Annotated in this window: 14 protein-coding genes (1 of these 14 cut by a window edge); 6 read left to right on the top strand and 8 right to left on the bottom strand. The window is 58.7% G+C overall.

Features of this window, described 5'->3' with window-relative positions:
• Positions 1–9: 9 nt before the first annotated feature.
• The gene (locus tag OGR47_RS01450) at positions 10–699 is read left to right on the top strand and encodes a response regulator transcription factor (RefSeq protein ID WP_165056065.1); all 690 of its coding nucleotides are present in this window, start codon (positions 10–12) and stop codon (positions 697–699) included.
• Positions 700–787: 88 nt separating this feature from the next.
• Here OGR47_RS01450 and OGR47_RS01445 read toward each other — a convergent pair whose 3' ends face one another.
• Together OGR47_RS01445 and flgK are read right to left on the bottom strand one after the other, a co-directional pair.
• Positions 788–1,834, bottom strand: a complete 1,047-nt coding sequence (locus OGR47_RS01445; protein WP_165056066.1) for a flagellar hook-associated family protein — start codon at positions 1,832–1,834, stop codon at positions 788–790.
• A gap of 10 nt (positions 1,835–1,844) precedes the next feature.
• Positions 1,845–3,329 carry a flagellar hook-associated protein FlgK gene (gene flgK, locus OGR47_RS01440; RefSeq protein ID WP_165056067.1) on the bottom strand — a complete coding sequence of 495 codons (1,485 nt, stop codon included), beginning with the start codon at positions 3,327–3,329 and terminating at the stop codon, positions 1,845–1,847.
• Positions 3,330–3,933: 604 nt separating this feature from the next.
• Here flgK and OGR47_RS01435 point away from each other — a divergent pair.
• Positions 3,934–4,329 (top strand): hypothetical protein, encoded by a 396-nt coding sequence (locus OGR47_RS01435; RefSeq protein WP_165056068.1) that lies wholly within the window; start codon positions 3,934–3,936, stop codon positions 4,327–4,329.
• Between the two features lie 235 nt (positions 4,330–4,564).
• Positions 4,565–6,223 carry a methyl-accepting chemotaxis protein gene (locus OGR47_RS01430; protein ID WP_416374440.1) on the top strand — a complete coding sequence of 553 codons (1,659 nt, stop codon included), beginning with the start codon at positions 4,565–4,567 and terminating at the stop codon, positions 6,221–6,223.
• Between the two features lie 337 nt (positions 6,224–6,560).
• Here OGR47_RS01430 and OGR47_RS01425 read toward each other — a convergent pair whose 3' ends face one another.
• The 3 genes from OGR47_RS01425 to OGR47_RS01415 form a co-directional block, all read right to left on the bottom strand.
• A complete protein-coding gene (locus OGR47_RS01425; RefSeq protein WP_246729890.1) occupies positions 6,561–8,567 on the bottom strand; it encodes a methyl-accepting chemotaxis protein in 2,007 nt (668 codons plus the stop codon).
• 171 nt (positions 8,568–8,738) lie between these two features.
• A complete protein-coding gene (locus OGR47_RS01420) occupies positions 8,739–8,990 on the bottom strand; it encodes a hypothetical protein (protein WP_165056070.1) in 252 nt (83 codons plus the stop codon).
• 543 nt (positions 8,991–9,533) lie between these two features.
• Entirely contained in the window at positions 9,534–9,728 is a 195-nt protein-coding gene (locus tag OGR47_RS01415; RefSeq protein WP_165056071.1) for a hypothetical protein, read from the bottom strand.
• Between the two features lie 255 nt (positions 9,729–9,983).
• Here OGR47_RS01415 and rfbD point away from each other — a divergent pair, with 255 nt between their 5' ends.
• Positions 9,984–10,874, top strand: coding sequence for a dTDP-4-dehydrorhamnose reductase (gene rfbD / locus OGR47_RS01410; RefSeq protein WP_165056072.1), 891 nt, complete (start codon positions 9,984–9,986; stop codon positions 10,872–10,874).
• On the opposite strand, the gene OGR47_RS01405 is transcribed toward rfbD, so the two are convergent.
• Positions 10,875–13,310: a rhamnan synthesis F family protein gene (locus OGR47_RS01405; protein ID WP_165056074.1), complete on the bottom strand. Its 2,436-nt coding sequence runs from the start codon at positions 13,308–13,310 to the stop codon at positions 10,875–10,877.
• Positions 13,311–13,442: 132 nt separating this feature from the next.
• On the opposite strand from OGR47_RS01405, the gene OGR47_RS01400 reads away from it, so the two are divergent.
• Both OGR47_RS01400 and OGR47_RS01395 read left to right on the top strand, forming a co-directional pair.
• A complete protein-coding gene (locus tag OGR47_RS01400) occupies positions 13,443–14,096 on the top strand; it encodes an ABC transporter ATP-binding protein (protein WP_165056075.1) in 654 nt (217 codons plus the stop codon).
• On the top strand, positions 14,089–15,375 hold the full coding sequence (locus tag OGR47_RS01395) for a hypothetical protein (protein ID WP_165056077.1): 1,287 nt from the start codon (positions 14,089–14,091) through the stop codon (positions 15,373–15,375). The genes OGR47_RS01400 and OGR47_RS01395 overlap by 8 nt, the downstream gene beginning before the upstream one ends.
• Positions 15,376–15,400: 25 nt before the next feature.
• Here the strand turns inward: OGR47_RS01395 and OGR47_RS01390 are convergent, their stop codons facing one another.
• Entirely contained in the window at positions 15,401–16,651 is a 1,251-nt protein-coding gene (locus OGR47_RS01390; protein ID WP_253948078.1) for a hypothetical protein, read from the bottom strand.
• 168 nt (positions 16,652–16,819) lie between these two features.
• A protein-coding gene (locus OGR47_RS01385) for a glycosyltransferase family 2 protein (RefSeq protein WP_165056079.1) crosses the window boundary here: on the bottom strand, positions 16,820–18,268 show its 3' portion. Its footprint extends 531 nt past the window's final position; only the last 1,449 of its 1,980 coding nucleotides appear in the window; its start codon lies off the right edge, out of view; it ends in the stop codon at positions 16,820–16,822.

Raw genomic sequence — 18,268 nt, 5'->3', positions numbered from 1 at the left:
AGACGCCGAATGTTAATCATTGTGGATGAAAGGGAAATTGTAACGAGTGCGTATACTAGTCGTTTTGGTCAAGAGGGTGTGTTCTCGGCAGGTTTTGGCTTCGAGCAATTCTTGGAGTGGGTCGACTCGGCGCGTGAAAAAGACTTGCAGGCGGTTGAGGCGTTTCTGATCGGCGATTGCCCTGATCGGGAAGAATTGCCGCGGGTTATTCGCCGGCACTCGCAGGCTCCTGTGATCGCGATGAATGACACGTTGTCTTTGGAACAAACGCTCGGCTTGTTTAGCGCCGGCGTCGACGACGTTGTTCGCAAACCGATCCACGTGCGCGAAATACTTGCCCGCGTTCACGCTATTCGGCGGCGCGCCGAAGCTCGGCAAGACTATGCGACGTTCGATCGTATCCAGGTCTTCTTCGATGGTCGCGATCCGGTGATTGACGGCGAGCCCTTCCCGCTGCCCCGCCGGGAGAGACGCGTTCTCGAACTGCTTGTTTTGAACAAGCGCCGCAGGTTGACCAAGACCCAAGTATTTAACGCCGTTTACGGGCTCTTCGATGAGGAAGTCGAAGAGACTGTGATCGAAAGCCACATCAGCAAGCTGCGAAAAAAGCTGCGAAAAAAATTGGGCTTCGACCCGATCGACTCCCAGCGGTTCCTTGGATATCTCCTTGTGTCGCAAGCAGACGCTGCGAGCAGATAAGAGCAGGTGAACCCGAATGAGGACGCTTGTTGCGTCCTCATTCGGGGCCGCAGAACGCCAAGCCCGCTGAAAGTAGCCGTGGGAAGCCTCACAAATATTTCGTGAGGCTCAACTGCTGAATGCGCGCGGTCAGAGAGTAAGACGTTTCAATCTGCGTCATCAGGTTGGTGACCGTGACTGAGGCCTGAGCGGGATCGACATTCTCCAGCGTGCCGATCTGGGTGTTCAACAAGTCCTTTTGAGTCCCCATATTTTGCTGGGCGCTTTTCAGGTCGCTCTGCATAACACCAACTTGTTCCTGTAGCCCGGTGAGTCCCGATACGCCTTGATCAAGGTAGTTTGTCGCGGCCGAAACGACGGCTTGGTAAGTATCGTTGCTCAGATTGCTCACGCCAAGATTGGTCAGCATCGTATAGCCGAACGCGATATTCCGGAAGGACGCGTCGTTAGCCGTGACAGAAGTAGCGCTCGTTTGGGTGATCGATATGCGATTTTGCAGCGGCGTGCTCGATGCCGACGACCAATTCGCGGTCCAACTCGACGATGAGAATAACGCGGCCATCGGACCGGATATAAAGGCGTTCATCTGCGACGCCGTGATCGTTGAAACACGCGGGTCCGAGGGCGGAAATCCGAAATTGCTCGTAAATGCAGCGTCGAGGGACGCCTTCGCCGCACTCGGCGGGGCCGACGAAGTATCTGCAATCGGCGCCGTGTTGCCTTTGACTCCGCCGAAAACGTACACCCCGCCGCTCGAGGCGTTCAAGCTCGACATCATCGTGCTGAGCGAGGTTTGCGCCTGCTGGATGACGGCGCCCCTGTTGCTGAATCCGCTTTGGGCCTGTATCAGCGCGTTTCGCATGCTCTGGGCGTCTGTCGAGAACTTCTGCAGCGATGCCTGCGTAATATCGAGGCGAGACGAAACCACATTGTTGCTCGCCGTGATTGCTTCGAGGTCGCTCACGCTGAGATGCAGGAGAGAATCCTGCGTCAGCTGAGAACCGATCGACACGCTCATGTCGGCGTGCTGTCCGGTCGATAGTTCTTTCTGGGCGATCGACAGGCGCTTTTGCAAATCGACAATCGTATTGCTCAAAGCGGTAGACATACCCGCTGTGGAAACGGATGAGATCATCGATCTGCACTCACGGTTTGATGGCGTTGAACAGGGTCGTATAGAGGGAGTCGACAGTCGCCATCAGCTTCGCCGTGGCTTGGTACGAGTTCTCAAGGTCGAGCATTTTGGCCATCTGGCTATCGAGATTCACGCCGATTGCGTTCGACAGTGCCTGGGTGCTCTGGCTGAGCATCGCGCTCTGGTAAGTATTGGCGCTGCTGGCCTGCTGCTTTTGCGCGGAAAGCCAGCCGTCGGAAGAACTCGCGAAAGCGGTCAGCGACGTATTGGTGTTGAGAGACGCCTTGGGATCGAAGGCCTGATTCGCAGATAGCGAAGAAATCAGCTGCTCGATACGACCCGTATAGAGCGCGCCGCCGGACGTGTTGTATGTATAGGCGGGATTTCCGGGAGCGGAGATTCCGCCGTCGCGCACGCGCGTCGGGTCGCCGCCTTGGCTGGGGTCGGCGTTGGCGTTGACCTGAATCTGTCCGGCGAGGCCCGGAACGAGGGCCGCGCCAGGAACCGCTGTCGCGCCAGGATAAGTGAAAAGCCCGGGAAGCGCAGGCGCGCCGCCGCCGGTTTGATCGCTCTCGGAAAAGGCCGAAACAAGTCCACGCGCAATCTCGTCGAGCTGGTTTTGATACGCCGGCGCGACAGTGTCTCGAAGTTGCGTCAAACCCGCGAGCTTGCCGGAATGCACGCTGGTGGCGAAGTTGCTGTTTCCCGTCACCTGCACGCCGTCGACATAGACGGCGTTTCCATTTGTCCCGGCCGTAAGCGCGGGATTGGGCAGGAACGCCACCGAACGCGGAGCCGTCTCGAACAGCGTCACGCCGCTGTCCGTGAAGATCATCATGTCGTTGTTGGGACGCGTGACCGTCGTTATGCCGATCTCAGACGAGAGCTGAGTCAGCAGAGAGTCTCGCTGGTCGAGGAGGTCGGTGACATCCTTCTTGCTGGCTGTGCCCGCGACAATCGCATTGTTGACCTGTTCGAACTTGCCCAGAATCGAGTTGATGTTCGTGACCGAGTCGGCAATCTGTCGGTCCGCATTCTGGCGCACGCTCTGGACCGTGGCCGTGGCCTGGTTCAGCGAATTAGCCAAGTCCTTCGCCGCGGTCACGACGCCCGTCGCCGCCGTCGTATCGGTCGGCGCTGCGTCATAGGTCTGCAAGGCGCTGGAGAGCTTCCCGATAAAGGAAGACGGCGACGAACTGTTGCCATTGCTATCGGTGTTCAGCAACTGAGCGATGGTGGAGAGACCATCATAGACGGCGGACGCCTGCGCCCCGCCGGAGGTCGACTGAAGCTGGCTCTTGAATAAGGCGGGGTTCGTGATGCGCGTGACGCCGTTCACCTCCGCCGAGCCCGTTGATCCTGTGCTCGTCTGAGCGACCCGCGTGGCATAGCCCGGCGTGTTGGCGTTCGACACGTTACGCGAGAGAATGCTGATCTCATTTGAGATCGTCCCGAGCGAGGTATTGGCGATCATTCCCGCGATCGAGAGGCCCATGAATTTTCCCATTCGCTAAAAGAGCGGCGGCGCAGACGATAGCTCCCACGCGCTTGCCGGCGAGGCGCAAGCGCAAGAAACATCGCATCGGATTTGAAATAAGCGGCGCTTATCGTCCCAGAGAATCCGTCATCACTCGGAACAACTCTTGTCGGAATCGGGAACGACGGCCGCCTTCATGGCGGCGCAAGTGATCGAAGGTGAAGCTGGCGCGCTCCTAAACAACGATCTCCGCAGGCCTATTTAGGCCGCGATCTCTTAACACATTGTTTAACACAAAAAAGAGATTCGTCTTGCATTCTACAGAACGTCTCGGGCCGCTTGTTGAGCTTTCGCGAAGCTTGCATGGGCGCGGCAAAGGGCGAACTCGATTATTCAACACGCGCCTGCGGCGCGATACGAATAAGCTCGAAGATGATTCTTTTATCCTGAACTCGAGGCTGTGAGAGCCGCCATGCAACGACCCGCGTCTTCCAATCAGACTCCGCGCTCGACAAAGAAATCGATTGCCAAGATCGCCCGGCGACAAACACCCGTTGCGGAGCGCGCCTTGCAGGTTGGAACAGTCGCGCTCGCCGTCGGCGCGACTGCTTTCGCGGCGCAAATGATCAGCGCCCCTGATCGTGTTCCGACCTTCGCGGGGGCGGAACATCTGATGATCTTCGCTCGGCCTTCCACCGTCGCGACTCGGCGCAATCAGGAAAATCCAGCGCTGGTTGTGGCGAATAAGAACGGCATTGATTACAGCCCGGTCGGAGGACTCGGAAAGAGCGCCGCGCCCACACGGAACGATTTGCCAAATTACAGGCTCATCGAGGCGGAGGAGGGCTGGGCACTTATCAGAGACCCCCACGGTTCACTTATGCGCGTCTCAAAGGGAGAGCTCGTCGCAGGCCTGGGTAGGGTCCAAGATATCCTCAGACAAAATAATCGCTGGACCGTCATCACCCCTCGCGGAGTGATTGCAGAAAACCCAACGCCTGGCTCGAAGGAAGATTGAACATCGTACTCGGGCATTCTCGGTCTGCATAGAAAAGGCGCATAAAGAACCTGCGCCTTCATAAAAATTGTGCACTTGCCTGATAATTATCAAAGGTTACGCCCAGACAGGCGGCAATTTTCATTTTCATTTACTCGTTGGATACCACTAGGTGTTTTTACCTATTCCATTAGGCATGACGCCTCTCCGCCGCCGAATGCAATCGGTCTCCGTCCCCCGTCGCACGCCCATTCACATGGGCGCCGCCCGGTCTCTCGTTCATCCGGAAGAGGCGTTTATGGCCCAGTCTCCAGCCCACCAAACCTCCGTTTCCCCAATATCGATGGATGAACGGCTTGCGTTCATTGGCATCGATGAGCGCTCCAAAGCGCGGCTGCGAGAACTGAAGCCTCTTTTGAACGTAGCTCTCGACCACGCGCTGACAACTTTCTATGACAAGTTGCGCGCAACGCCGGAAACGAGGCAGTTTTTTGCTGACAACCAGCATATGGCCTCCGCCAAAGGCCGCCAGCAACAGCACTGGAGCCTGATCGCCGATGCGCAATTCGGCGACTCTTATGCCCAGGCCGTGCGCGCTGTCGGGAAGACGCATGCGCGGCTGGGTCTCGAGCCGCGGTGGTATATCGGCGGATATGCCGTCGTTCTGGAGCAACTCATTCATTCGGTCGTAAAAGACCGCTGGCCGAGATTCGTTTTTCGCGGCCAGAATATCGCTGACGAAATGGCCGAAGCGCTCTCGAGCCTTGTAAAGGCCACCTTTCTCGACATGGACCTTTCCATATCTGTCTATCTCGAGGAGCTGGAAGCGAGACGCCACCAGCAAGAGGAGCTCCGGGCCGCAGAGGAAAAGAACCGTTCAGAGGCGCTGGCGGCGATGAGCTATGCGCTCGAGCGGCTCGCCAACGGAAATCTCGAAAGCGGAATTACAGCCGATCTGGCGCCCGAGTTCGAAAAGATCAAAACGGAATTCAATCACACTGTCGAAAGACTGCGTGAAGCCTTCATCGTCGTTTCCGATTCCGTTTCGGTCATCGAAAATGCGACGAGCGAAATTGGCGCGGCCGCCGAGGACCTTTCGCGCCGCACGGAATCTCAAGCCGCGGGACTGGAAGAGTCGTCGGCTGCGCTCGCCGAAGTGACCACGACGGTCAAAGCGACCGCCTCCAGCACGCAGAACGCCAATGAGATCGTTTCGGCGACGAAGGCGGACGCCGAAAAGGGCGGCGAGATCATCGTCTCCGCCATCGAAGCAATGGGGCGCATCGAAAAGGCGTCCAAAGACATCGGGCAGATCATCGGCGTCATAGACGAGATTGCCTTCCAGACGAATCTGCTCGCTTTGAACGCCGGCGTCGAGGCGGCGCGGGCAGGAGAAGCCGGCAGGGGTTTTGCTGTCGTCGCTTCGGAAGTGCGCGCCCTCGCTCAGCGCTCAGCCGACGCCGCCAAAGAGATCAAGGGGCTGATCGCCGCGTCCAATTCGGCTGTCGAGCAAGGCGCCAATCTCGTCGGACAAACAGGCCGGGCTTTGAAGGCGATCGTGTCTCAGGTAGGCGACGTTGCGACGGTGGTCGGCACGATCGCCGATGGCACTAGAGAGCAGGCTCTGGCGCTGAGTCAGGTAACGGAAGCCATCAATCAGATGGACCAGATGACGCAGCATAACGCTGCAATGGTCGAGGAAACAACCGCGGCGACGAAAAACATGGGCCAGGAAACCGAACGGCTGGCGGCGGCCGTGCGGCGATTCAACACTGGAAAGCCCATTGCGTCGCACGCCGCTCCCCGGGCCCCGGCGCGCAAACCCGCCACCAAGCCGGCGTTAAAGACGCGCGGCTCTGCAGCGCTCGCCGAACGTGAAGCCAGATACGAGGAAGAGAGCTGGGAAGAGTTCTGACCGACGAAATCTAAAGGCGCAACGCGCCCATAAGGAGAGACCAGCGCGCCACAATCGGCGCGCTGGTCTTTTGTCATTTCGGTCTCTTTCGAAAAGGTTCAGACGCGGCATCAAGTCATACAAGATCCGCTTGATTGGTTCGCTGTCATTCGCGACGCTCGCAAAGCGTGATGGGGAAGCCAGAGCAAAACCAGCGCTTTTTTGTGGGCTCTGGAATTCCCCGCTCGGGGTTCTCAGCCCGAAGGGAATTGACAAGGCCCCAGTGCGAGCTGTTCAAACGGAAATGGTACCGTTGAGTGGCGGGGCGTTGCACCGCCTTGGCGCTAAATTTTTTGCCTTAAAACTCAGTCCAATCCGCTTCTTGGGGATCTTGGATGTGAAGCTTGCGCGCCGCCGCGCCGGAGGCGACGGCATATTGCTGCGCCCGCCTGCTTCTTTCCCGGGGCGTGGGGGCCTCCTCGAGCTGCCGCAGCTGGAAACTTCCGACAGAGCGCGCCAATTTATCTGCCTCGTGTCGCAGACTATGGCTCGCCGCCGTCGTTTCTTCGACCATGGCGGCATTCTTCTGGGTATCCTGATCCATCTGCCCGACCGCGACATTGATCTGGCGGATTGCCGCAGCGCCTTCCGCGGCGCCGGCGGCGATCTCGGACACCATCGAGCTGATCGAGACCACTTCCGAGGCGATGCGCTCCAAAGCCGCGCCAGTGGAGACGACGAGACCAACTCCATCGGCGACCTCGGCCTTCGAGGATAAGATCAGCCCTTTTATTTCTTTCGCCGCTTCCGCCGACCGCTGCGCGAGCGCGCGCACTTCCGAGGCGACGACGGCGAATCCCCGGCCGGCCTCGCCGGCTCTCGCAGCCTCGACGCCGGCGTTGAGCGCCAACAGATTCGTCTGGAAGGAAATCTCGTCGATGAGCCCGATGATGCTTGCAATATCCGTCGATGATTTTTCGATGCGGGCCATCGCTTCGGTCGCGCCTTGGACAATCATGCCGCTATTTTGCGCCTCCGATCTCGCGCGCGCGACAATATCCTGCGTGCGTTTCGCAGCGTCCGCGTTGCGGCTGACGGCGGTCATGACCTCCTGCAATGCGGCGGCGGTTTCCTCCAGGCTCGCCGCTTGCTGCTCCGTGCGTCTCGACAGATCGTCCGCCGCCGAAGCGACTTCCGCCGTCGAGGAGGAGATGACGCCAGCGCCGTCGCGCACCTTCATGAGCGCAGATTCCAACGCTTCCAGCGCGGAATTGAAGTCCTGCTGCAAGCGTTGATACGCCCCCGGCACCTCGCCGCTCAATCGGAAAGAAAGGTCGTGATCGGCGATTTTCGAAAGCCCTGCTCCCAGCGTCTCGATAAGAAATTCTTGTTCAGCGGCGACGGCGGCCCGCTCGGCGTCACTGCGCGAGCGTTCCACTTCCATGATCGCTTGCTGCTCCAGCGCCTGATGTTGCGCCTGCAGCCTCTCCTTGGCGATGAGGCGGAATTTTCGATAGACGATTCCCAGACGGCCGATTTCGTCGGTTCGGCCAGCCTCGTAGACATCGTAGTTGAGATCACCTTCGACGAGCCGCGAAAAAGTGAATGTGATCCAATCCAAGGGCTGCGTCACCCAGCGCCGCGCCAGCAAGCAAGCAAGCGCAGCCGTCAATATGATCGTTCCGATCGCCATAAGCGCAGCGATCTGCGCCCGCGCACGCAACTCGTCCAGAGCAAGGCCGGCGTTCGCTTTATTGCTGTCGATGCGTTTGCGAACCGCATCGACTTCGGACTTGGTATTATCAAGCGCCATTTGCACCGAGAGCGCGAGCTGGTCGAATTTCAGCTTTCCATCAGCGGGCGCGTTCGCATCGCTGGTTTTTGCGCTTTCGGCCGCCTTCGCCGCAAAGGCGTAGATGCTCTTCTCGGCTTGCGTCAGAGCTCGGACAAGATCGGGGCTGTCGAGAGCCCGGGCGGCCTCCAAAGCCGCCTTTACATGCAGCGAGAATTTCTTGGAGTTCGCGCCAAAATCACGGAAAGCGCTCTCGAGGCCATCAGCGTGACGGGACGCCATAAAATCGACGAGGGACAACCGCGCCTGGGCGATGTCGTATTTTGCGCTCTGCAACATCTCGACGAGCTGCGCAAACAACCTGTCGCTTTTCGCCTCCCTTTGCTCCCGGGCGGCGGATGCGGTCGTTTCCTGCCGAAGCGCCAGAAAAGCATATGAAGAAGCCGAAAGGTCGATCAGCGCCATCACGACGAAAAACGTGATCGCCGCTCGCGAAAGAGTTCCGGAGAGCGATTGGCGCAAGGCCGAAAATAGGCCAGCGGCGTTGGAGGCCATCGTAGGCATATCTCTCATAGGAAGGCCTCCTGACACGAAGGCGTCGGCCATACTAAAAAAACGGCTTCGGGGAGACGCCAGCCGAATCGGCATGATCAGCGGACGGCGCGGTTACCTTCATTCGGAGACCTACCGATCGGCCGGTGGGACTCAAATTTTTCCCTAACGTCTTCGCTCAATCCGCAGGGCTTAAGGGGAATAGGCTCGGATGCGCTGAGACACGCCTTCAGGGCCCTCGACAATTCGCTTTTCAATCGCCTTCGAGGCAGGATCTGCTTCGCTCTGGCCCTTATTCTCGACTATCGGCTCTTCGGAGCCGTAGATCTCGGCCATCTCGTCGATGAACTTCTTCATCGCCTGGACGGCCCGATACTCGGGCATCTTGCTTAGCTCGTCGAACATCTGCTGGCGTATCTGCTTCAACTGGGCGATCGTTTGCATAGAAGGACCCCTTCGAGAATCTGACATATGATTCTATCGAGGGGCCCTCGCGCGAGGCTTACGCCCAAGCAGACTTTAACTCCGCATAGATTTTCGACCGTTATTTTTCGCGGCGCGAGTTGGAGGAGTAGGCGCATGCCGTCTTTTGGGCAGATCCGGCAAAATGTCGAGAAACAGCGTTGTGAGACGGACCTCAAGCGCGCCGGATATTTTGCGGGGCTCTGGAACGCCAGCTTGGAGATTTTCGAGACACGCGCCCCATCCGGACGATTCGAGCAGGTTCAGTGGGTGCGCGCCCTAGGAAAAATAGCGACCGGGTTCGATGGGCCGCGGTCGGAAATGGAGGCAAGAGCCCGTCACGATTTTCGGGCGCTCTGCCGACTGAATATGGCGGCGCTTCACGCGAGATTGCCGGAGGCCGCAGTCGGCTTGCGTCAAATGGCGCAAGCGACAGCATTGCTTGCTCCCGACCGCGTGAGCGCGCATCTCATAGCAGGCCAAATTGCGCGGAGTCTGGGCCCTCGCAAATCCGCGTGACAAGGATCAGGCACTTTCGCAAACCAGCCGCGCCACAGCAAAGCGCACCAGTTCCGACGCGGCTTGATCGTCGATCAAATCCATCGCCTCGAAAAGGACGAGAATCGCGGCTTGCTTGCGGTCGAGCGGCTCGGCGGACCGAATCACGTCGCTCGGATTCCGCGCGGCGCGGAGCGCCTGAGTCTTACGCGTGCTTCTCATATGTCTCTTCCTTTCCAATTTCCCAGCGCATTAACGATTAATTAACCAAGCTTGCGCGGACCTTTCGTCAGCATGATTCGCAAGACCCGGAGGCAGCGGTGCCCAGTCGATACGAGTCGCCATCAATTTGATTTTCATAGTCGTTCTACGGAGACACGCGCCGCGCCAGGGGCCGCTCGTTGCCTTGAGCAACCGCGCGGTGCTACGGTCGGAATTCAAAATTATGAGCGCATCAAAGCTTAAGGGGGCGCCACCATGACACTCCGTCTCGCTGTTACCGGACTCAAGGGTCAGGTCGTCAGCGCTTTGATCGAGCGGGCTCCGAAGGACGTCGAGATTATCGCGCTTGGACGCCCGCAACTCGATCTCGAGATGCGCACAGCAGTGCTCGCGGGTCTGCGCCATGCGCGCTGCGACGCGATCATCAACGCCGCTGCTTATACTGCAGTCGACAAGGCGGAGAGCGAACCAGACGTCGCGATGCGAATCAATGGCGAGGGGGCGGGCCATGTCGCGGAGGCCGCCGCCGAGCTTGGCGTCCCCTTGCTGCATCTCTCGACGGATTATGTGTTCGACGGAATGCTCGACCGGCCCTATCGCGAGGATGACCCTACTGGGCCAACGGGCGCCTATGGGCGCACCAAGCTTACCGGCGAAGAGAAGATCGCCGCGACGCACGGCGATCATGCCATTTTGCGCACCGCCTGGGTTTACAGCCCCTTCGGCGCGAATTTCGTCAAAACCATGCTACGCTTTGGCGAATCGCGCGACGAAATCAGTGTGGTTGCGGATCAGCGCGGCAATCCGACGAACGCCATCGACATAGCCGACGCGCTTGTCGTCATCGCGCGCCGCCTTGTCAGCGACGATTCGGCGTCGTTGCGCGGGATATTCCATCTGACCGGCCAGGGCGAGGCAAGCTGGGCCGATATGGCTGAAGCGACCTTCGCCGTCGCCGAGAAATGCGGCCGCACGCCCGTGCGCGTCAAGCGAATCACCACCGCCGATTACCCCACGCCGGCGCGCCGGCCTGCGAATTCGCGGCTCGACAATGAGAAGCTCGCCGCCCGTTACGGCATAACCCTCCCGCCGTGGCGTGAATCGCTCGAAAGCTGCGTTGTCCGCCTCCTGCAGCCAGCGCAATAGTCATATCCGCAGCGCCCGCAGCCGCTCCGCGAAGACCGGGATATCGAAACGCCGTCCAGTCTCCGTCGGGACCGCTCTCGGCGCGACGCGTCCGGTCGTCTCGCCGATGCGGGGCTCCATTTGAGCGACCGCGGCCTCTATGGCGTCGGCCAGGAACGCCGGTTCGAGCAGGTCGAGCGAGATGATGTTGTCGAAGCGGCTCGTCAGGTTCTTGCCCTCGAAAGAATTGGTGATCGTGAGCAGCCCGGCCTCGGCCATCTCGAGCGGCGGATAGCTTGGATGCGGCGAGAGCATAAGCGACACGCCGACGCTCGCGCGGCTCAGATAGCCTGCATAATCCTCCAAGCTCGCCTTGCCTCCGACTGTGGCGTTCTGCACAGGATAAGCGAGCGTGTCAGGAAACTCCTCGCCAAGGAAGAGCAGTCGCCAGCGGCTCGCCCGAATCGGGTCGCGCTGCTGCCAGCGAAATAGCGCGTCGCACACGAGTTCGTACGCATTTCGAGTTACATTCGGCCGGCCGTAGATGAGGATAAGACGTTCGCGCGGCGCCGGGCGCAACGCGGCCGAAATGGCGCGGTTCATTTCATAGGGGACGCAGTAGGCCTCCCCGAAGGCATATTTGCCCTGCATGACCGAGAAAAGCTCCTCGGAATTGATGATGGCGATGGTGCGCGCGCCATGCCGGTAAGTAGCTTCCGCCAAGGCATAGCGAGAGCTGCGCCCTTGGAAATAGGGTTCGTCATCCTGAATGAGATAGACGAACGGCAATTCGCCTCCGAAGAGCCGGGCGCGGTCGCGTTCGAGATCGAGCGCGAATAACGCCGTCCACCATGCGGTAGCGACAAAAATATCGTTCGCCCGCACGTCCAGCCGGCTGCCATCGCGCTCATAAGCGTCGACAAGGAGATGACGGCCGAGGTCGAGGCTTGCGGCGTGTGGCACGGCCTCGTAGTCTGAGAGCTTCGCATAGGCTTCGGGTTCTATGTCGGCGTCCGTCGCAATGATGCGGCGATCGTAATCCTCTCCGAGCACGTCGGCGAGCTCTGTGAAAAGCTTCATAGCCGTCGCAACGCCCCCGAAAATCTGCTGCGGATTGACGGTGGGCGTCAGCAGATTGAGCCGTGGCCGAGCGTTGCGCGAGGGATAGGAAAGTAGCGGCTTTATCTCAACGATCCCCCGGTCCTGCGGCCGCAACCCATTGTCGACATTGCCGAGGCAGGGCTGGAAGACTTTCAGCCGGTGCGCCGGGAGGTCGTCCGGGCTTTGCACGGTCAAGAGCGTCTGCGGCATGGGATAGAGGTCGCGGCGCGCGACCTTGTACCATTCGAACCCCTTCGACTCGGCAATCATCAGCAGGCAGCGCTCTATCGCATGGGCGAGCGTGCCGTCCACATGGCCGCCCTCCTCGGGAAAATCCTCGAAATCGAGATCGAGGTCGAGGAGAGGGCGGAAGGCGGCGCTGCGACCCCAGAACATCGAGCCCGAGGGAAATTCAAGCACCATGTTCTTATCGATCTCGACGCCCATGCGCTTCATCAGACCGCGCGCGAGGTCGTAATCATAGCCCCAGTTCAATATGCCGCGCAGCTCGAAAAGATGCTGCGCAAACACGACGCCAATCTTCGGATCGTCGAAAATCGCGAGAATCGATCGCACGATCTCTGGCGAGCCCAGAAGATGGTCCAAGAGATAATCGCACCAGCGCGCCAGAGCCTCGCCGCCGTGCGGCGAGCGCTTTGTATGGAGATGGATGAATAGACCGTAATTCGCATAGACGTCACGGAAGCCGAAAAACTTCGCGGCAATGTCTCGCCCCCTGTTGGGGGTGATGCGAACGTCCACCTTTCCCTTTCGCCAACCGCGGCAGATTTCCTCGATCGCGAGACGTTTTTCCTCACTGTTGGTCGAGACGAACAAGTCGACCGCCCCTGGGATATTTTCCAGCCTCTCCAGAACGAGCGACAGAATCTCGGGATAATAGGCGTGAACGATTGCGGCGATCGCGCCTTTCCGCGGGGAAAGCGGCTCGAAGGCGAAGGGGACCTCGAGGGAAAAATCCATTTCGTTCGAGGGCCTGCGGGAGGGCACGACGCCATCGGGCTTGGTGAGCTCATAGGTATGGTAATAAGTGATCGCCCGTTCCCGCAGGGGATCGTTGATGGGGTTTCGGCGGCGCCCAAGCGGCGGATCATAAGTCGCGGCCGTCTGCCGAAGAACCGCGCCGATGGTGCTCCTGAGGCCATGCTCGCGCAAGAAATGGGGCCCGTCACGAAGAATATCTTTGGGCGCCAGAAAAACCCCGACGGGGGAATCGACAATCTTCGCCGCCTCCCGCATCGCCGCTCCGTAAAGAGCAACGAGACCACGGCTGGTCAATATGATATAGCCGTTGCGTAAGTGCCTGCGCACTGCCTGAAAAGGCGTTTCTTGTTTCATGCCTCCTGTCTACTCTAGCTTTGGCGGCGATGGCCAGCGTAGATAAGGGACGGACCGCCTTTGATTAGTCGAAAAGGCGGTCCAAATTGACCAACTTGGAACGGCCTAGCCCCTTCGACCGTCGCCCCGGACATGATCAAACTCGAGAATGTTTTTAAATATTACAGGTCGAGCGGACATCGGAAGATCGTGCTCAACCATGTCAGCCTGGATTTCAAGCCGGGGCGCAGCTATGGCGTTCTCGGGGTCAACGGAGCAGGCAAATCGACATTGATCAGACTCCTGGCTGGAAATGAGCTGCCAAATGGCGGCCGCATCGTCCGCAACGCTCGCATTTCATGGCCCCTCGGCTTCGCGGGCGTCATGCATCCGCTGATCAGCGGCAGGGAAAACGTCAAATTCATTGCGCGCGTCTATGGCCAGGACCCTCGAAAGGTCATGAGCTTCGTCGAAGACTTTGCCGAGGTTGGAGCTTATATGGATGTGGCCGTATCAACCTACTCGTCGGGTATGATGGCTCGTCTCGCGTTTGGTTTGTCGCTCGCCATCGACTTCGAATGCTATCTGATCGACGAGGTGACAGCCGTCGGCGACGCGCGCTTCGCCGCGCGATGCAAAGAAGAGTTTTCGAGGCGGCGAAAAAAGGCCGACATCATTATGGTGTCTCATTCGATGTCCACCATCACGGAATATTGCGACCATGGAATCGTTCTGGCGGGCGGGCAGATGCATGTCTTCCGCAATGTCGACGACGCCATCGACCTATATAAGAAGCTCAATGCCTGATCCCGCCACGACCAAAAGCGCCGCCGCCCGGCAGGTCGCTCTACCTGGACCCCGCGAAGCGATAAGCCCCGACGACGCCGTCCGTATCGCAGCGTCCATTTCCCGGGCCCTGCGCCGCGCCGCCAATCGGTCTCGCTCGCCAACAAGCATGATCGCAGGCGGCGGCGGCTTTGCCGCTCGCCGTGGCGAGAGAGCTTTCCAGAAAGGGCTATTGATCAGCTTCATCATGCTGGTGGTGGCGCCCTTGGTCGGCGCCTCGCTCTACTGGGGGCTGATCGCGAGCAAGCAATATGTGACGACAGCGAAGTTCTCGCTCCAATCCGCGGATAGTGCGTCCTGGACGGCGCTGGGTGTTAGCAGTCGTAATGAAAAACAGGTCCAGGAATCTCAGGCGATCGCCAAATACATTACGAGCCGCGCGATTATCGAGATTATCGACAAGAAAATCGGCTTGAGAAAGATCTTCTCGCGACCCGAGGTCGACTACCTATCTCGCTTCGATCCTGAGGAGCCTATCGAAAAACTAGAGAAATATTGGAAAAAGAAGGTTGACGCCAATGTCGACGTCATGTCCGGCATCATTTCGGTCGACGTTCGCGCCTTCACGCCGGAAGAGTCTCTTCTCATCACCCGAAATATCGTGGAATTATCAGAAAAGCTCGTGAACGAGCTATCGACGCGTTTGCGGCAGGACGCGCTTTCGAAAGCCAGTTATGAGCTCACACGCGCCGAAGAGCGTGTTAAAGTCGCCACCGTGAGCCTACGAGACGCACGCAATGCAGAAGGCGTTCTCGATGCGACGTCCGCAGCCCTGGCGGTCAACAAAATTGTGACGCAACTCAGACTCAGTCTCGCATCTGCAGAAGGAAGCCTGGCACTCCAGTCCGGCGCGTCTGCGACAGACTCACCGCAGGTAAAACTGCTGACGACGCGCATTGAAAACATAAAAAAGCAAATTGCGGAATACACGGCTCAGATCGCGAGCAAAGAGAATAGCAACTCAATGGCGGGGCACGCGGTCATCCTGTCCGAACGTCAGGTTGATCTCGCTCTCGCGCAACAGCAATACGCCTTGGCCGCCACCGCTTATGAATCCGCGCGCATCGACGTCGATCGGCAGCAAACCTATCTCGCGCTATTTCTGCGCCCAACGCTCGCCGAGAAATCCCTCTACCCGCGGCGCTGGCTAGAGTGGTCGATCATCGTTTTCCCGGCAGCTTTCGTATGGGCGATGCTCGTCGGCATCGCATTTCTCGTCCGAGACCACATGGCGCATTAATCCAAACGCGGTCTTGCGCGCCTTATCAAATCATCTGGTCATCAAAGAGCGCGACCATCAGCGAAACAATTGCCCAGATGACGAGTAGAGAGACAAACATCAGCAATGTGCTGCCAACGACTCTTGGATAGGTTGCAGATTCCGGCAGGCTCGGCGCAACGACAGTGACGAGATAGAGCTGCTGCCGTTGGAGATCTTGCCGCGCTTGTTCATAAGCCGTCACGGAGATCGAATACATTCTCTCGGCAAATTGCTCCTCAAGCTTTACCCGCTCGTAACCCGCAATTTGCGCCGAGACCGCATCGGACGCCTGGTCGTCCGTCAATTTCTTTTTGAGGTCGCCAAGTTGTTTATCAATCGCGGCAAGACGCGTCTTTTGAAGCCGTTGGCTCGGCGCATCTGCAGATAAGGACGTCGAGGTCGTAGACAGAGCGTTCAAAAGCTCGATGCGATCGAGCGTCAGCTTACCGATCATCTCCCCGAGACTAGACGCGCTGGCGCTGGGATCTATGAGGAGATTCTGATTGCGAAATTGCAGAACCTTCTGGCGCGCCTCCGCGAGTTTCTCACGCGACAGGTTCACTTCGCTTTCGGCGCGCGCGAGCGCGTCGTTGCGGTTTCTTAGAGTTATCCTGTTGATGAGATTTTCGCTCAGCCGGATGACGTCCTTGGTCAGATCCAGAGAATCCTCCGGGTGGAAGGCGTCGATGCGTAGAGTGAGTATGCCCGAGACGCCATCAACACTCGCCTGCATATGGCTGAGCCAATATTTCCAGAGATCTTCGAGATTCGCGCCGGAGGAAATTCGCGAGAAAAAATCCACATCGGAGCCGCCAAACTTCTGTTCGAGGTAAGGTTTCCCGCCGAGATCCAGTAAGATCGCGCGGCTCTTTATATAATTCAGCACCATGTAGGAATTTTGGGTGTCTTTTGAAGAGCCTCCGCCCCCGCCCGTAATGTTGGCCATAATCGATGCGACGTCGGTCCCACGCGTTTCCTTCTTTTGCGCCTCGCGAACCGCCAAGCGCGCCTCCGAAACATACTGGTCCGATTGCCATAGGGCCGCATAGAACCAGTAGATTATGGTCGGCAGCACGACCACCGCCAGGAAGCTGCGGCGCAATAAGCCGCCGCCACCCCTCGCATTTGCGAAGGCCTCCGACACAAGGTCCACCCCCTGCGAAAGAGTGGGGAGCTTGTTTTTGATCTCGCCGCTCAGATTAGGGAGGGCGCCACTCGGGAGTCGCCACGACACAACATCGCGCGCCGCCTTCATCCATCCCAACCTTGGGGTCTTAGGGCGCATCTGCCTTGTCATCTCCATGAAATCGCCGCCGAGATTAGGCAGCGGCGGATGTCTACAAAGCTCGAGCACGAGCAGGATGCCGGCGGCATCCCGAAAGGCCGAGGAAAATACTGGGCGATCCCCTTCGGCACAAGCAAGTCACGCTAGAGCCGCTTCGGCAGCATATAGCGACAGAGCGGGGTGAAAATATGGATCGTCGCGAATAACGAACCGCCAGCGCTCAGTGAAAAAGCGCCTTTCCTTGGCGTAAACCTTCTGAAGCCGGAGCCCGCCGCCGCGACTGGCGGATTGATGGTGTATGAGCGTCGTCTCTGCGTTGCAAATCGTCCGCCATCCGCGCTCGCCGAGACGAAGGCAGAGATCGATGTCGTTCAGGTCGACTGGCAGATTAACAGCATCAAAGCCGCCGACCGCCTCAAACTTATGTCGCTCTACTATCAGACAAGCGCCAGTCACCGCCGAAACCTCATGCGGAACGAGATTTCGGCGCAGCCAACCGGGCGCGTCTGCGGGTAGCCCGGCGCCATAATGGCCGGCAACGCCTCCCATGCCGAGCAACACGCCCACGTGCTGGACACGTTGATTCGGATAGAGAAGCTTTGCCCCCACCGCGCCAATGTCCTGCTGGGAGGCAAAATAGAGCAGTCGCTCGATCCAGTCGGGCGTGACGATTCTCGTGTCATTATTCAGGAAGAGCAGAAAATCGCTTTCCACGGCATTCGCGCCTGCGTTGCTCAGCGCAGAGAAATTGAACTCTCCCGGCTGCTTGAGAATCGCCAAGCGAGGCTCCGCAACCGTCATTCGCGCCATCAGATCATGCGTGCGAGCATCCCGACTATCGTTGTCTACAATCAGCACCTTGTAATTGGGGTAGGTCGTCGTGCCGAAGAGGCTTTCGAGACAGACTTGCAGCAGATCGGCTCGGTCTCGAGTTGGAATAACCACGCCAACACGAAGGGATTGGCCTCTGTAGATTGCCTCCGGCGCTTTTCTACGTGGGAGGCGCTGGCCGGCAGATTCAGAAAGTTGGAAGAGCGGGCGCTTGATCGACCCGATTTTCTGGGATTTTGTGTCCAAGGCAGAATGCAGGATCGCCTCAACTCCCTCGGATATCCGGCAGCTGTCACTACGCGACGCGATGGAGCCAGCAAAGAAAGCGGACCTTCCAATGTAAGGCGCAAAGGCCTGCAGCGTTGGGCTCCATCCCGGTTTAAAAACAGGCTTTGGGCCAAATTCGTCCGCGTAAACGATCGATTCGTCGGGGTGCCTAACGAGATGCTCAGCGTAGGTTTCGAGGGCGTTGTCCGCCAGCGTGTCTCCCGCATGCAAGGCAGCCAGATAATGAGAGGGATCGGGAGGGCAATCTCCCTGCATCAATGTGAAACTGGATCGACCGAGCCAGCTCGCGAGCGTCCGCTCAGCCAATGGGTCAAGGGGGCCGCCGTGGAAAATCGCTCGCCAGTTGGCGTAGGATTGGCGCTCAATTGATTCGCAGCTTTTGTCTATAGAACTGCCGCTTGCCCCTGAAACGTCCAGATATACCGAGAATGTGAGCTCACCGAGCCGCTGCGCGTGCCTGTTACTGGT

It is taken from the genome of Methylocystis sp. MJC1, assembly GCF_026427715.1.
Classification (GTDB): domain Bacteria; phylum Pseudomonadota; class Alphaproteobacteria; order Rhizobiales; family Beijerinckiaceae; genus Methylocystis.
Note: the sequence above shows the minus strand (reverse complement) of the source record. Positions and strands in the feature narration are given on the sequence as shown.